This window comes from Shewanella sp. SP2S2-4 (genome assembly GCF_031932025.1).
GTDB classification, from domain to species: Bacteria; Pseudomonadota; Gammaproteobacteria; order Enterobacterales; family Shewanellaceae; genus Shewanella; species Shewanella baltica.
The window spans coordinates 1-15,626 of sequence record NZ_JAUOER010000005.1; the positions used below are offsets into that span (position 1 = coordinate 1).

General features: G+C 45.4%; 14 protein-coding genes and 1 other annotated feature. Of the genes, 10 read left to right on the forward strand and 4 right to left on the reverse strand.

Annotation, left to right across the window (positions count from 1 at the left end; all coding sequences use genetic code 11):
- Positions 1 to 417, reverse strand: a 417-nt coding sequence (locus tag Q4Q54_RS05690; RefSeq protein ID WP_311987950.1) for a hypothetical protein, incomplete at its 3' end; no start/stop codon positions are given.
- Between the two features lie 63 nt (positions 418 to 480).
- On the opposite strand from Q4Q54_RS05690, the gene Q4Q54_RS05695 reads away from it, so the two are divergent.
- The 5 genes from Q4Q54_RS05695 (at position 481) to Q4Q54_RS05715 (ending at position 3,860) form a co-directional block, all read left to right on the forward strand.
- Positions 481 to 1,986 (forward strand): carboxypeptidase M32, encoded by a 1,506-nt coding sequence (locus tag Q4Q54_RS05695; RefSeq protein WP_226059014.1) that lies wholly within the window; start codon positions 481 to 483, stop codon positions 1,984 to 1,986.
- Positions 1,987 to 2,166: 180 nt separating this feature from the next.
- Positions 2,167 to 2,664 (forward strand): GNAT family N-acetyltransferase, encoded by a 498-nt coding sequence (locus tag Q4Q54_RS05700; protein ID WP_006082591.1) that lies wholly within the window; start codon positions 2,167 to 2,169, stop codon positions 2,662 to 2,664.
- A complete protein-coding gene (locus Q4Q54_RS05705; RefSeq protein WP_006082592.1) occupies positions 2,661 to 3,011 on the forward strand; it encodes a DMT family protein in 351 nt (116 codons plus the stop codon). The genes Q4Q54_RS05700 and Q4Q54_RS05705 overlap by 4 nt, the downstream gene beginning before the upstream one ends.
- 28 nt (positions 3,012 to 3,039) lie before the next feature.
- Positions 3,040 to 3,297, forward strand: coding sequence for a DUF2960 domain-containing protein (locus tag Q4Q54_RS05710; protein WP_071938330.1), 258 nt, complete (start codon positions 3,040 to 3,042; stop codon positions 3,295 to 3,297).
- A gap of 53 nt (positions 3,298 to 3,350) precedes the next feature.
- A complete protein-coding gene (locus Q4Q54_RS05715) occupies positions 3,351 to 3,860 on the forward strand; it encodes an RDD family protein (protein ID WP_311987951.1) in 510 nt (169 codons plus the stop codon).
- Positions 3,861 to 3,986: 126 nt separating this feature from the next.
- Here the strand turns inward: Q4Q54_RS05715 and lptG are convergent, their stop codons facing one another.
- Both lptG and lptF read right to left on the reverse strand, forming a co-directional pair.
- On the reverse strand, positions 3,987 to 5,045 hold the full coding sequence (lptG, locus tag Q4Q54_RS05720; protein ID WP_006085768.1) for an LPS export ABC transporter permease LptG: 1,059 nt from the start codon (positions 5,043 to 5,045) through the stop codon (positions 3,987 to 3,989).
- Entirely contained in the window at positions 5,042 to 6,154 is a 1,113-nt protein-coding gene (gene lptF / locus Q4Q54_RS05725; RefSeq protein ID WP_011847425.1) for an LPS export ABC transporter permease LptF, read from the reverse strand. Before lptF ends, lptG begins: the two co-directional genes overlap by 4 nt.
- A gap of 243 nt (positions 6,155 to 6,397) precedes the next feature.
- Between lptF and pepA the strand changes: the two genes are divergently transcribed.
- The 4 genes from pepA (at position 6,398) to Q4Q54_RS05745 (ending at position 12,437) form a co-directional block, all read left to right on the forward strand.
- Complete coding sequence (pepA, locus tag Q4Q54_RS05730) at positions 6,398 to 7,906, forward strand: leucyl aminopeptidase (RefSeq protein WP_106649869.1); 1,509 nt, start codon at positions 6,398 to 6,400, stop codon at positions 7,904 to 7,906.
- 342 nt (positions 7,907 to 8,248) lie between these two features.
- Positions 8,249 to 8,752 carry a DNA polymerase III subunit chi gene (locus Q4Q54_RS05735; RefSeq protein WP_071938331.1) on the forward strand — a complete coding sequence of 168 codons (504 nt, stop codon included), beginning with the start codon at positions 8,249 to 8,251 and terminating at the stop codon, positions 8,750 to 8,752.
- A gap of 20 nt (positions 8,753 to 8,772) precedes the next feature.
- Positions 8,773 to 11,649 (forward strand): valine--tRNA ligase, encoded by a 2,877-nt coding sequence (locus Q4Q54_RS05740; protein WP_012587112.1) that lies wholly within the window; start codon positions 8,773 to 8,775, stop codon positions 11,647 to 11,649.
- A gap of 338 nt (positions 11,650 to 11,987) precedes the next feature.
- Positions 11,988 to 12,437, forward strand: coding sequence for a c-type cytochrome (locus Q4Q54_RS05745; RefSeq protein ID WP_006080801.1), 450 nt, complete (start codon positions 11,988 to 11,990; stop codon positions 12,435 to 12,437).
- A 75-nt stretch (positions 12,438 to 12,512) separates the two neighbouring features.
- On the opposite strand, the gene Q4Q54_RS05750 is transcribed toward Q4Q54_RS05745, so the two are convergent.
- Positions 12,513 to 13,205 carry a cytochrome b/b6 domain-containing protein gene (locus Q4Q54_RS05750; RefSeq protein ID WP_012588256.1) on the reverse strand — a complete coding sequence of 231 codons (693 nt, stop codon included), beginning with the start codon at positions 13,203 to 13,205 and terminating at the stop codon, positions 12,513 to 12,515.
- A 299-nt stretch (positions 13,206 to 13,504) separates the two neighbouring features.
- Here Q4Q54_RS05750 and hpf point away from each other — a divergent pair, with 299 nt between their 5' ends.
- Entirely contained in the window at positions 13,505 to 13,861 is a 357-nt protein-coding gene (gene hpf / locus Q4Q54_RS05755; protein ID WP_006080799.1) for a ribosome hibernation-promoting factor, HPF/YfiA family, read from the forward strand.
- Positions 13,862 to 15,492: 1,631 nt separating this feature from the next.
- Positions 15,493 to 15,609 (forward strand) — a sequence feature (Phe leader region).
- Positions 15,610 to 15,626: the final 17 nt, after the last annotated feature.

Below are 15,626 nucleotides of genomic sequence, written 5' to 3' on the forward strand. Positions count from 1 at the left end.
ATCAACCAGAGCCTTAACCAAAGCGCGATTGGCGTTTACGGCACCTGAATGCTGCTTGGCATAAAAAACATCATCAGCTAAATCGCTGATGCCGCCACCGTGCACCACCATAGCCAGTTCGATATCCGTTTCTTTAACGCCTGCCGCCACATGCATATTGATAAAACGCGCTAAACTTTCGAGCTGACGATTCGTCTTGCCCACATCGGCCGCCTTACTCATATCAAAAGCCACTTTAAACTTCATGCCCTTAGGAATGGGCATCATGCTGTCGACTTTGGCAATCTGACCAAACTCAGGAATAGCAGGCCCTGCGACAAATTTATCGGCACCCGCCTGCGCCGTCGAAGCGATAGCAGCGAGGGTCAGGCACAGCGCGGCCTTTAGCATTTTAGTGCTATAAGATTTTGACTTCATTGTATTATCATCCTGTTATTGTTATTTATTCGCGCAGGTTTTATGCGCCAGAAGGGAAATCCCATGGGCACACCTAAGACTAAAGTACCAACGCCAAGTTACGACAAACTGACGGCACATTTCCAGAAAATTTCTCACTTTGAACATTTCAGCGCTTTGGGTGACTGGGATCAAGCGGCCATGATGCCGATGGGCGGTGGTCAAGATCGCGGCGATGCAATGGCAGAACTGGCGCTGCATATCCACGGTCTCAAAACCTCAGCCGCCTTAGCCGAGCACTTACACGGCGCGGCGGACGAATCTCTCTCAACAGAGCAAGAAGCCAATCTGCGGGAAATACTGTACCAGTATCAACAGGCCAACTTAGTGCCAGGCGACCTAGTACAAGCCAAAACCAAGATGGCTTATCAATGCGAGAATGCGTGGCGCGAGCAGCGTAAAAATAATGATTGGCTGGGCTTTAAGCCCAATCTAAAAGCGGTCATCGACCTTGCCAAGGAAGAAGCGCAGATCCGCGGCGAAGCGCAAAATATCACGCCCTATGACGCCCTGCTCAATAAATTTGAACCGGGAATGACCACGGCAAAGCTAGAACAAACCTTTGGCGGCCTGAAAGATTGGCTACCGACACTCATCCAAGAAGTGCTGGCTAAGCAGGCAAACGAACCAAAGCTTGTGCTCAATGGCCCCTTCGATATCAGCGCGCAGCAAGCGCTTGGCCGTGACGTCATGGCGTTTTTGGGGTTTGACTTTAATCACGGCAGGCTGGATATGAGTAGCCATCCATTTTGTGGCGGCGTGCCAAGCGATGTGCGGATAACAACCCGCTACAATGAGGCCGATTTCAGTAGTGCAATCATGGGCATAGTTCATGAAACAGGCCATGCCAGATACGAGCAAGGTTTACCTCAAGCGTGGCGCGGTCAACCCGCTGGGCTTGCACGTTCTATGGGCGTCCACGAAAGCCAAAGTCTATTTTGCGAAATGCAGCTTGGGGCAAATCCGGCATTTCTACGTCAGTTGCAGCCCAAAATCGCGCAGCATCTTAACTGTCATTTCAGTGCCCAAGAATTAGCGCAACATTATACCCGCGTAAATCCCGGACTTATCCGCGTCGATGCCGATGAAGTCACTTACCCCTGCCACATTTTACTGCGGTTTGAGGCAGAAAAAGCCTTTGTCGACGGCAGCTTAACCGTCGATGATTTACCTGATTTTTGGTCGACGCAGATGCAACAATTACTGGGGATCAATACTGATGGCAATTACCGCGACGGTTGCATGCAGGACATCCATTGGGCTGTCGGTGAGCTAGGGTATTTCCCAAGTTACACCTTAGGTGCCATGTATGCCGCTCAATGTCGTTTTGCGATGGAAAAAGCCTTAGGACCGATTGAAGCCCTAATCGATGCAGGCAAGTTGGACTCGGTATTCCAATGGCTGCGCGAGCACATTTGGTCTAAGGGATCCTTACTCACCACCGATGAACTGATCCGCCAAGCAACGGGCGAAACCCTAAATGGTCAATATCTTGAGCGTCACCTGCGCCAACGATATCTGGGCATTTAACCGCTGCGGATACTTAAAAGCGCTGAAAGCTCAGTTTATACGGGTTTTAAAGCGCTTTATATTGCCGCTGATGCCTGCATTTTAAAGCCGCTTGAGGTTATAATGCCGAGCTTATTTGAATCAGGACTCTTTCAACGGAGTTCCTTCAACAGGACTTTTGAAACAGGATAATTGTCGGCCATGTTACTGCGAGCAATCACCCCACAGGATTGGGATGCCATTTTAGCAATCCAAGATGAGTGTTACTCACAACTGGATCCTGAGCCCTTGCACGTGCTGCAAAGTAAATGGCAGGTATCACCACAGTCCTGTTTTGTGTTCGAAGTAAATGGCTCAGTTGTCGGTTATTGCTTGGCCCACCCTTGGACCACTAATATGCCGCCAGCGCTCTATCAGCCCATCACCCATTTACCTAAGGCTGATACTTTATACCTGCACGATATTGCTCTTTCAGCCAAAGCCCAAGGTTTAGGCGCAGGTGCTAAGGCACTCACCCGCTTAACACTACTGGCAGATCGATATAATCTCAATTCCTTGTCCCTCGTTGCCGTTCAAGGCGCCGACAGTTATTGGCTAAAAATGGGCTTTAAGCCTCAGGCCATAGACAAGTGCCTTGGCAGCTATACCGACGATGCCATGTATATGATTTATAAATTTAATCATAGAGATGAAAGATGAATCCAACCCTAACGACTATTGGTTTACTCTGCTTGAGCAATATCTTTATGACCTTTGCTTGGTATGGGCATTTGAAAACCTTAGGCTCAAAGCCTTGGATTATCGCCGCCTTAGTGAGTTGGGGCATCGCCCTATTTGAATACTTGCTGCAAGTACCCGCTAACCGAATCGGTTACACGGTTATGAACGTCGGCCAGTTAAAGATTTTACAAGAAGTCATCACCTTAAGTCTGTTCGTCCCCTTTGCCTATTTCTATATGAAAGAACCATTGAAGCTCGATTATCTGTGGGCAGGATTGTGCATATTAGGTGCTGTGTATTTTATTTTTAGAAGTGAATTTAATTAATTTCAGACTTATTTCAGGAGAGCTCCCCATGGCCCGTCAAGTCACTTACACCTTCAAAGGTACGACTAAAACCATCGCCTTTAGCTACGACAAACACCATGATTTATATGAAGCAGTGGCCGAAGCCGAAGGTATCGATCTGACCAAATTTTTAGCCATGGAGCAACAAGTCGCCATGACGTCGCGCAAGGGGGCTAAGGCTGAAAAAGAATTCAGAAAAGTAGAATTTGCCCGCTTTGGCTTTAGCAATATCCATTTTGTTAGAGACGAAGAACCAGAAGCCTAGGCAGGTATCCATATTTGTATTCGCTTTAAGCACTTTAAAAACAGGACACTGTGATGCTCAATACCGAACATGCTAACTTTCCCCGTGCGGGATTCTTTCGCCGCTTAGGTGCTGCCGTTTACGATTCGATGTTAGCCGTGGCCGTGTATATGGTTGCTGGCGCTGTGGGCTTTGGCATTTTCTACGGCCTTACCGCTTCAGGATTGGCTGGCATGAATGGCTTTGAGCATGTCTCTGACGCGCTCAATGGCACGCCGATTTACCATGGTATTTATCAACTCTGGCTCGTCTTGTGTGTTGGCACTTTCTACGCCTTGTTCTGGAGTAAGGGCGGTCAAACCTTAGGGATGCGCGCTTGGCGGCTTAAGATCCAACATCCAAACGGCCAAAACTTAAGCATGATCACGGCCTACGCTCGCATCGTTTGGTCACTGCTCGGCATTGGTAATCTGTGGATCCTCATCAATGGCAATAAGCTTGCCCTACAAGATAGTATGACCCGCTCAGAAGTGGTTGTATTGTCTAAAGAAGCCAATCAAATGCGTAACTGGCACGGGGCATAAGTTTATTCTTAAGTAAATCCGAAATACAAAAAACGACGCAAAAGCGTCGTTTTTTATGGGCTATTTTTTAGGAACTGTTCTTATAAACTATTCTTATAAACTAAACGGGGAGTAATAAGATGAGTATCATCGCCGGATAAAGTAGAAGGCAACGCCGGTAAACAGCAAGCTTGGTGCCACAGCCCCCACATAGGCAGGTAACTCATACACTATGCTCATAGGACCAAAAATCTCATTACTGATATAAAAGCTGAAACCCGCCACAACCCCTAGCAATACCCGCGCGCCCATAGTCACAGTTCGCAGCGGCCCAAATACAAACGACAGTGCCACTAACATCATCACAGCAACCGTCACCGGCTGCATCACCTTGCGCCACAGTGCCAATTCATAGCGGCTAGGATCTTGGCTGTTGGTTTTTAGGTAATCGAGATAACCGACCAGACCGCGGATAGATAACGCTTCAGGTTTAATCGAAACCACACTGAGCTTATCCGGCGTTAAACTCGACTGCCATTGGTCTTCTTCCAGATACTCAAGCACAACTTTCTCATAGCTTAAATCGGTACGTTTGACGTCGAATAAACGCCAACGGTCTTGGGAAAACACCGCGCGGTCCGCATGTACAACGTTGGTGAGCTTGAGTTCGCTATTGAACTTATAAAGCGTAATGTTGTTGAGTTTATTGATGTTTTCAACTTCACCAATGTTCACGAACAAATCACCGTCTTTTGCCCAAATACCGCGGTGGGACTTAATTAAACTCCCGCCTGAGAGTTTAATAGCTTGCAACTCATTAGCCTTTTGCTCGGCAATCGGTGCGCCCCATTCCCCTAACACCATCACCAGCAACATCAAGGGCACAGCGGTTTTCATCGCAGACATAGTGATCTGCAAACGTGACATGCCAGAAGCTTGCATTACTACAAGTTCAGAGTTCGATGCCAGCATTCCCATGCCAATCAACGCGCCCAGCAGCACGGCCATAGGGAAAAACATTTCGATATCCCGTGGCACTAAAAACAACACATAGATGCCCGCATCCATCATGCTATAGGTGCCACGACCGACTAAGCGCAGCTGGTCAACCCATTTAATGATGCCCGACAAGCCAGTCAACACCAGCAAACACAGCGCTGAAGTGCTTAACAATACTCTGGCGATATAAAGGTCTAATATCTTCATGCCGCCACCTTCTTATGGGCAAACAGGGTCGAGATACGACTAAATATAGGCCTATCTTTGCCGAGCAAGAACAGCCCCATCAAGAGCGCTGAAATATGGATCCACCACATGCCTAAATACAATGGAATAATCCCATCTTGCAATGCCTTACGTCCGGCGACCATGAGGCCAAAATAGCCAAGGTACAAGAGTACTGCAGGGAACATTTTAGCGAACTTACCTTGACGCACATTCACCCGCGCCAGTGGCACCGCAATCAAGGTCATGATCGGAATCGCCAGCGGAATGGCAAGACGCCAATGGAATTCGGCAACGGCTTCCGCCCCTTCGATTTTGACGAGTTCATCGACAGGCAGCGCAGATAACTTACGCCGACGCTCGTCGACTTGCTGCTCTTTAATTTGCATTTTATAACCACCAAATTCGATCATTTGGTAGTCCTTCGCCTTCGGGCTGCCTTGATAACGCACGCCATCATTCAGGTTCAATTGCTGGGCGCCTGAACTATCTTCCTGCACTCGACCACCCTTGGCCACCACCACATTGGTGACACCGGTTTCGTCATCTGGGTCTGGCAACTGGGCCACAAACACTTTATCTAACTCGTTATCTTTACCGATACGTTCTACAAATAATACCGCGCGACCATTAGGGCTCGCCTGAAAACGCCCTTGTACTAAGGCCGCAAGCCCGGCTTCGGACTGGGCTTTTTCGAGCACTTGGTTTTGCTGCTCTTCTGCCCAAGGGGCGACATAAAGGGATAAATAGCCGGTAAACAACATATTGATCACGGCAAGAATCAGCGTCACGCGGGTGACATACCACTCACTGACCCCAACACCATGGAGAACGACCATTTCATTTTCGGAATACATACGGCCGTGGGCCAGTAAAATCCCCAAGAACAAACTTAACGGCAGGACTAAGATCACTAGATATGGCAAGTTAAGCCCAATCAGAGTCATGATTAAAGAGGCGGGAAAATCGCCGTCGGAGGCATCGGCCAGTATACGCACGAAATGCTGGCTAATAAAAATAGTTAACAGCACTAAAAGTACCGCAATTTGTGCCTTTAAAACTTCTCGAATAAGGTATTTAAATACAATCACAGGCAGGATCCGGTCTCTAAACTTATCTTTTTGCTGGTAACAGACTAACTTTCATGTAAACTGTTTACTTTTGATAGTTTTCTGACCAGCTTCAGGGGTTCTAGGTAAACTTAACGTCACGAAATGCGTGACTCAAGCGCCGAGAATAAATCACCTTTGGAGTAATAACTTAGGCCCTTTTCGGGACAAGCAGACATTATCCAATAAATATAAAAATTTGTCTTTAAGAATCTAGGAGTGCTCATGGAGTTTAGCGTAAAGAGCGGTAGCCCCGAAAAACAACGCTCAGCCTGTATCGTGGTCGGTGTTTATGAACCCCGTCGTCTGTCTGGTATCGCGGAGCAATTAGATAAAATTAGCGAAGGTTATATCAGTAACCTACTGCGTCGCGGCGATCTGGAAGGTAAACCTGGCCAGATGTTGTTGCTGCACCATGTTCCTAACGTATTGAGTGAACGTGTTTTATTAGTGGGTTGTGGCAAAGAACGAGAACTAGACGAACGCCAATACAAACAAATCATCACTAAGACAATCAACACCCTTAACGAAACAGGTTCAATGGAAGCAGTTTGCTTCTTGACTGAACTGCACGTGAAAGGACGCGATACGTATTGGAAAGTGCGCCAAGCGGTTGAAACCACCAATAGCAGTCTTTATAGCTTTGATGCCCTAAAGACCCGCAAAGGTGAAACCCGCCGTCCACTGCGTAAATTAGTGTTCAATGTACCCACTCGCCGTGAATTAACCTTAGGTGAGCGCGCCATCGAGCATGGTATGGCAGTGTCTGCCGGCATGCACTTATGTCGCGATGTGGCCAACATGCCACCTAATATCTGTAATCCAGCCTATTTGGCCTCGCAAGCGCGCCAAATGGCTGAAATGCACGACACCCTGCATGTCACCACTATCGGTGAAGAGCAAATGGCCAAACTGGGCATGAACTCATACCTTGCAGTCGGTCGCGCCAGTGCTAACGAATCCATCATGACAGTGATGGAATACAAGGGCGCTGTCGATAGCACAGAAAAACCCATCGTATTAGTCGGTAAAGGGTTAACCTTCGACTCGGGTGGTATTTCATTGAAACCTGGCGAAGCCATGGACGAAATGAAATATGACATGGGCGGCGCAGCGGGTGTTATCGGCACCATGAAAGCCATCTGTGATATGAAGTTACCTATCAACGTTGTGGGTATTCTGGCTGGCTGTGAAAACATGCCATCGGGTAATGCTTACCGTCCAGGTGACATTCTGACCACTATGTCAGGCCAAACCGTTGAAGTGTTAAATACCGATGCTGAAGGCCGTCTAGTCCTGTGTGACGTATTGACCTATGTTGAGCGTTTCGATCCTGAATTGGTTATCGATACAGCGACTCTGACTGGCGCATGCGTGATTGCCCTTGGTAAACACGCATCGGGTCTGTTCTCATCGCATAACCCACTGGCACACGAGCTATTAAGTGCCGGTGAGCAAAGTGGTGACCGCGCATGGCGCATGCCATTGTGGGATGAGTATCAAGATATGCTCGACAGTCCATTTGCTGACATGACCAACTTAGGTGGTCGTCCAGCAGGTGCTATCACAGCAGCATGTTTCCTCTCGCGCTTTGCTAAAAAGTACAACTGGGCTCACTTAGACGTTGCGGGTACAGCTTGGAATAGCGGTGCTAACAAAGGTTCTACGGGTCGTCCTGTGCCACTATTGACTCAGTTCCTGATCAATCGTGCAGGCGTTGAACTCGGCGAATAACCGACTATCAGATCTTAGCTTTTTTAAGATCAGATAAATCAAAGGCGAAGATGAAAATCTTCGCCTTTTTTATTCGCTATTTTATTCTGAAAATCAATTTCCTGGATAAGGGCTTGAGTTAGAAACCTAGAAGACAGAAGGTATTAAAATAATATTTTCAACAGATAACAATAAAACCTAAGTCATCAAAAGCGGCTTGAAAGCATTCCATTAAGCTCCGCTAGACAGCGATAGATAAAAGCTCAGCGCAAGGTTTGCCCCAAGCATTAACCCATACTGACTTTTAGTGTAAACTGCTCCTTTCGTTCGCCACTAAAACAAGTGAAGCAAGGCATTGAAATCATGACTCAAGTGCTGTTTTATCTCATGCCGCCAGTGGCATCACCTGCCAAGGCCAAGGTTGATTCACCTGTTGCAACCGCGAATGCAAACCCTGCACTTTGCGAGATGCATCTTCTGGCATGCCAACTGGCGCAGCAGGCTTTTGTGAAGCAACAATGGGTCTATATCCATTGCCAAGATAAGCAGCAAGCCCATGCGATTGATGAACTTTTATGGCAGTTTGAGCCAAGTGCCTTTGTACCTCATAACCTTAAAGGTGAAGGCCCGATGACGGGATCGCCGGTAGAAATTGGTTTTGATCGCCTCGGCGCCAACAAAAGTCGCCAAGTTCTGATTAATCTTGCAGACCAAGCGCCCCCATTTGCGGTAAACTTTGGCCACATTATCGATTTTGTTGCCAATGACGATCAGCATAAAGCGGTCGCTCGCGAACGTTATCGACAGTATCGCGGCTTAGGGGTCAATTTACAGACCCAAGACTTAGCAACACATCCACTTAATTAGTTTGAGACAGACACGTTCCCATGGAAAAAACATACGATCCGCAGTCCATCGAGCAAACTCTTTACCAAAACTGGGAAGAGCAAGGTTACTTCAAGCCACACGGCGATGAATCCCAAGGCAATTATTGCATCATGATCCCGCCACCAAACGTGACGGGCAGCTTGCACATGGGCCACGCCTTCCAAGACACCATTATGGATACCTTAACCCGTTACCAACGGATGAAAGGCAAAAATACCCTATGGCAAGTCGGTACTGACCATGCGGGTATCGCCACCCAAATGTTGGTTGAGCGTAAGCTTGAAGCCGAAGAAGGCAAAAATCGCCATGACCTAGGTCGCGATGCCTTTATGGATAAAGTGTGGGAATGGAAAGCGCAATCGGGCGGCACTATCACTAAGCAGCTACGTCGTATGGGCGCTTCTGTTGATTGGGACCGCGAGCGTTTCACTATGGACGAAGGCTTATCTAAGGCAGTGCAAGAAGTGTTTGTACGTCTGTACGAAGACGAGTTGATTTATCGCGGTAAGCGTTTGGTCAACTGGGATCCAAAGCTGCACACGGCTATCTCTGATTTAGAAGTGGAAAGCAAAGAAAAACAGGGCCACATGTGGCATCTGCGTTATCCACTGGCCGACGGTGAACTGACGGCCGATGGTAAAGACTATTTAGAAGTCGCTACCACGCGTCCAGAAACCATGCTCGGCGATAGTGCAGTTGCAGTGCATCCCGATGATGAACGCTATCAAGCGCTAGTCGGTAAGTTTATTCTATTGCCGATTGTTAACCGCCGCATTCCTATCGTGGCCGACGATTACGTCGACATGGCCTTTGGTACAGGGTGTGTGAAGATCACCCCTGCCCATGACTTTAACGACTATGAAGTCGGTAAACGTCACAACCTGCCAATGTTCAACGTACTGACCTTAGATGCCGCCATTCGTGCAAGTGCCGAAGTGGTGAACTCTGACGGTACTTTCAACAAAACGCTCGATGGCAGCCTGCCTGAACGTTTTGCCGGACTTGACCGTTTTAAAGCGCGCGATGCTATCGTCGCTGAATTTGACACTTTAGGTCTGCTCGAAAAAATCGCACCTCATGCCTTGAAAGTGCCTTACGGCGATCGCTCAGGTGTGGTTATCGAGCCAATGCTAACCGACCAATGGTATGTGGCTGTTGCGCCAATGGCGAAAACCGCTATCGAAGCCGTTGAAAATGGCAGCATTAAATTTGTGCCGCAACAATACGAGAACATGTACTTCTCGTGGATGCGTGACATTCAAGACTGGTGTATTTCGCGCCAATTGTGGTGGGGTCACCGCATCCCTGCATGGTACGACGAAAACGGTAAAGTCTATGTCGGCCGCAACGAAGCCGACGTCCGTGCTAAGCACAATATCGCCGACTCAATGACACTACGCCAAGACGAAGACGTACTGGACACTTGGTTCAGCTCAGCCCTGTGGACGTTCTCAACCTTAGGTTGGCCTGACAATTTAGAAGATTTAAAAACCTTCCACCCAACCGACGTGTTGGTGACAGGTTTTGACATCATCTTCTTCTGGGTTGCCCGTATGATCATGATGACCATGCACTTCATCAAAGATGAAGACGGCAAGCCACAAGTCCCGTTCAAAACTGTCTATGTAACCGGCCTTATCCGCGATGAAGCGGGTAACAAGATGTCAAAATCTAAGGGTAACGTACTCGATCCATTAGATATGATCGACGGTATCGGACTTGAAGATTTAGTTGAAAAACGTACCGGCAACATGATGCAGCCACAACTGGCAGCCAAGATTGAAAAGAGCACTCGCAAAGAATTTGCCGACGGTATCGAAGCCCACGGCACAGATGCACTGCGTTTTACGCTTGCGGCAATGGCATCAACGGGTCGTGACATCAACTGGGACATGAAGCGCTTGGACGGTTACCGTAGCTTCTGTAACAAGTTATGGAACGCCTCACGCTACGTGCTGATGAACACAGAAGATCAAGATTGCGGCCCAGGCTCACCAGAGCACAAAGGCGGCGAAATGGAACTGTCGTTGGCCGATCGCTGGATTATTGGCTTGTTCAATCAAACCGTTAAGACCTTTGACGATCACATGACAGCCTATCGTTTCGACTTAGCAGCCAATACCCTGTATGAGTTCACTTGGAACCAGTTCTGTGACTGGTACTTAGAATTGACTAAACCGGTATTACAAAACGGCAGCGAAGCGCAAATGCGCGGCACCCGTCACACCTTAGTGACAGTGCTCGAAGCGATGCAACGCCTGATGCACCCTATGATGCCGTATATCACTGAAACCATCTGGCAGCGCGTTAAACCGTTAGCGGGTGTCGCTGGTGATACCATCATGCTGGCACCGTTCCCAACATTTGATGCCGCTAAAGTCGATAGCGCAGCAATGGCCGATTTAGAATGGGTTAAGCAAGTGATTGTCGCCGTGCGTAACATTCGCGCCGAACTGAACATTGCCCCATCTAAGCCGCTAAATGCCCTACTTCGTGGTGTTAGCGCACAAGATAAAGCCCGTGTTGAAGCCAACCAAACCTTCTTCACCACACTTGCCCGCTTAGAAAGCATGACCATTTTAGCCGATGGCGAAACTGCGCCTATGTCGACCACAGGTTTGATTGGCGAAATGGAGCTGCTGATCCCTATGGCAGGCTTGATCGATGTCGCCGCCGAAATGGCCCGTATCGATAAACAGCTTGAAAAGCTCGGCCAAGAGATCGCTCGCATCGAAGGCAAATTGTCGAACCAAGGTTTCGTTGCAAAAGCTCCAGCCGAGGTTATCGACAAAGAGCGCGCTAAGATGACCGATCTCAAGCGTGACATGGACAAGCTCAACGAACAAAAATCAGAGTTCGCTAAGTTAGAAGCTTAAGCTTCTCATTTACTCTGATTCACTTGTTATGATTGGTTCTAACTGAATGAAGGGCAGCCACTAGGCTGCCCTTCTTGTATCTATGTTAAATACAAAAATTAGTCGCTTACAGTTAAATTCATATAAGCCAGATCTTTCTTAGGCAATGACTGGCTTAACACTAAAACCATCTAGAGTAGCGTTGTTGTTAAACCGACATCAATTTTCATACAAATAACTTGTTACGTTTAGTCATCTTATCCAGACAAAAACTGACAAAAATGCTTCTAGTACATCAAGTTAATTTGTGTACAATAGAAGCGCAATGTCACACTTCGACGCTAATTTGTGAGAATACGATGAAAAAATTACTACTTACTCTCGTTGCCAGTACTCTATTGGCTTCAGCTGCACAGGCACACAATTTCGAAGATTCTAAAGATGCGATTGAATACCGCCAATCTGCATTTGGTCTTATTGCTTATAACTTCGGCGATATGGCTGCCATGATGAAAGGCAAAAAACCTTTCGAAGCGGAAACCTTCGCAATGCGCGCAACGAATGTTGCTGCATTATCAAAAATTCCTTTCGAAGGTTTTATTGATGGCTCAGACAAAGGCGACACTGAAGCTTTAGCCAAAGTTTGGCAAGACAGAGCTGATTTCGATGCAAAAATGAAAACTTTCCAAGAGAATGCCGCCATTCTTGCTACTGTTGCTCAAAAAGGTGATCAAGCTGAAATCAAGCAAGCCTTTATGAATACAGGAAAAAGCTGTAAAGGTTGTCACGACGTTTATAAGAAAGACTAGTTCTATTTAGTTTTTCGTCCATCAAAAAGCCTGCTAATTAGCAGGCTTTTTGTTACTCAAACACTCTGCGTAAAACTATAGCACTTGCACTATCGGCCACATTAAATACACAAAGACCACAGCCGCTAATACAGCCAGCAGCACTAAGGCAAGCCACTCTGACTTGAATGTAAGATCACGATTCACGCTTGATGACAGTGCCACCTTAGAGACCTTCTTGTAGCCACTGAGCATAGCACCAACTAACTTATCGCCCTTGATGGCATGGATAACCACTGCCAGTACATGAATGGCACTCAGCGCTAGGATAAGGTTAAAGTTCATCTTATGTAGCCAAGTCAAAAATCCACTGGTATCTGAACTGACATAGCTATAGAGCGGACCTTCGGTAAAAATATCATCGGTCGCAAAAAGGCCTGTGACTAATTGCAGGCTAATGATCCCAATCAGTGCGACAACCATGTAGCCACCAATAGGATTGTGCCCCAGCACAACGGACATTCCCTTGGTTTTGATTGCTTTCAAGTAGTCGAGCACAACCTTAGGGTGATGAACAAAGTGGCTAAACCTTGCCGTATCGCTACCAATGATCCCCCAGAAGATCCTAAATCCAATGAGGATCAGCAAACTATAAGCAAAAATTTGATGCCACTGCATTTCGCCAGCGTCAGCACTCCACCATAGAAGCGCCAACAGACACACCATGCCCCAATGGAAAATTCGCGTGGGTAAATCCCAGACCTTAATCTTAACGTGTTCAGTATTCATAAAATGGGCAAACTCAAAGTGAACGAATGAAATAAGTTGAGGTATTTTATCGGGATTTGGGATGAAACTTAAAGTAAATATAAGTAAATAAGGGCAAAGACTGCGGAGTTATCCCATCGAATATGACCCGATTTAGCAGGCAATACAAGGCTTTTTGGCCAGGAATTATTGATATTTGTCTAAGTGATCAAATATCCAACGAACAGTAACTAACTGGCACAAAAATGCGATCTAGATCTCGTTTTATAGTACAGACCTTGGTAATCTGAAATCCAAGGAAACAACAGAAGGTTCGAAATATGCTAAAGATTACTAGCAAGCAACTTGAAGTCACATCTCCTATTCGCGAACGTATTGAAAGCCGTTTCGAAAAACTTTCAAGGCATGATGTGCAAATGATAAATCCCCATGTAATCATTACGGAGGAGAAACCTGGTTTCAAAATTGAAGCATCGGTTGGCATCCCAAATGGAGAACTCTTCGCTCAAGCAAAACATGAAAATTTATATACTGCGATTAACGCTATGGGCCAAAAATTAGAGAAGCAGCTCAATCGCATAACACACAAACCGGAAGCACAACGTTCCACATCATTAACACCGACTAATAATATTGTTGAAGTTGACGACGAGTACGAGGAGGAAGATGCGGCATAATTTAAGTTTAGTGAGTGCGAGAAACGCATCACTTTGAGAGCAATAAAGTAGAAATATTTAATCAGATCACAGTTTTTACAAAAGCTTAGTGCAATCATTTTAATGATGAAAAAAAACAGTTCGTTTGACTAAATACCTACTACACTTTACAAAGTGACAGCAAGAATCGAAGTGGTGCGAATTTAAATCGTTTCAAATTTTGATTTACATATATTGATTAACAGATATTAAGTTATAAATAACGTTACTGGATATAACTAAGGAGAACGACCAATCTAAGCTATATAGTTTTAAGCACTAAGGGTTTTAAGTTCTAAGATTTACTGTTAATGATTAATTTTACTTATAATTTCCACGTTCAAAAGCTCAACGTTATACTTTCAACTAGGTTCCACTTTCAATAGTAAGTTTGGAAAGGAGGCAACACAAAAGCTAACAATTTGATAATATTGATATTGTTGATATTAGGTACAATCAAGTATGTTGGCATTCACTAAAGTAGTGCCCAATTTTGACCGAATAACAGGATGACCACCAGAAACAGGCGGCATGGCTGAATACCAGAATAAACATAAGGAGCCGAGTACAGCGCAACGAGTACATTAGCGAAACCTTTAACTATCGAATTTTTTATACCCACAATGGAGGCACAAGTAAACATAAACAAAAGCCACATGATAAAAAGCTAAATTACCAAAAGTGCTTATTGTAAAACGGGTCGGCACCAATTCGTGCTAAACACTGAGATAAATGAGGTATAAACTGTCACATTTAGTTAGAAGTAGATTAGTGATTTGAAGTGAGTCATATTTACACTGATATACAAGTTAGCGTTTTTAGCATGAGATTTAATGTAAGTGTTTAATGTAAGTGCAATACGTTGGTTTTATTGAAAGTTATTAGTTTACTTAGTGTTATTTGTATAGTAAAAACTGTAAATCGTATAAATATTTATTTATGTAATGCGTTAACTTTTACCGTTAGTTGAGTTTTGATACTTTATAGACACCTTAAATAACGTTTAATTATCAACTAAAAAGGAGGGCATCTAGACTTGACGAAAAATGTAATAACAGTAAATGAGAATTTGTTATACGCTCCATGTATTAACACGTTAGGTTTTAAAGTGAAAAGTAACAATGTAAGTAGCAAGACCTAAACGCATGACAAGGCTAAGCTGTTTTTACAGCAATATGTACCTAGTACAACTAATGAGCCGTAAATCGTTTATTTTAAATGTTCGTTTTGTTAGTTTTAGTTTTTAATGTTATAGATCCATGTAAGTGTTAATTGTTAAAATATAAGTGCAAGACATGTCAACGTAAGTTCGCTGGTACTGCAAAACTGCATAGTTTCAATGTTATACGCTATGCCGCATAAAGTACTTGTTAATGTTCATTGTAAATGCAAGTCGTTATCTAGTGAGTTGTTAACGTTTTACTGTTACACGTAAATGTAAGATAAACGAGTGTTTTACCTTGTCCCACACTGACCATAAGGAGGATAAACTCGCTTGACCATATATTCATACTCAAACCAGCGCACCCTCGGGTGCGCTTTCTTTTTAGGCCGTCTGTGAGAAAGTTTTGATTGACAGCTAAGCCCTAGCCCTTTAGTTTTAAGACCATGAAAATGATAACAGCAGCTTTTTTTACTTTCTTTTTTACACCCCCACTCTAGGAGGCGGATTTACTGTGTAAAAACGAAAGTAAAAATCCAAAGCCTCCCAACTGGGAGGCTTTTTTGTCTTAAACGATTGATAAAA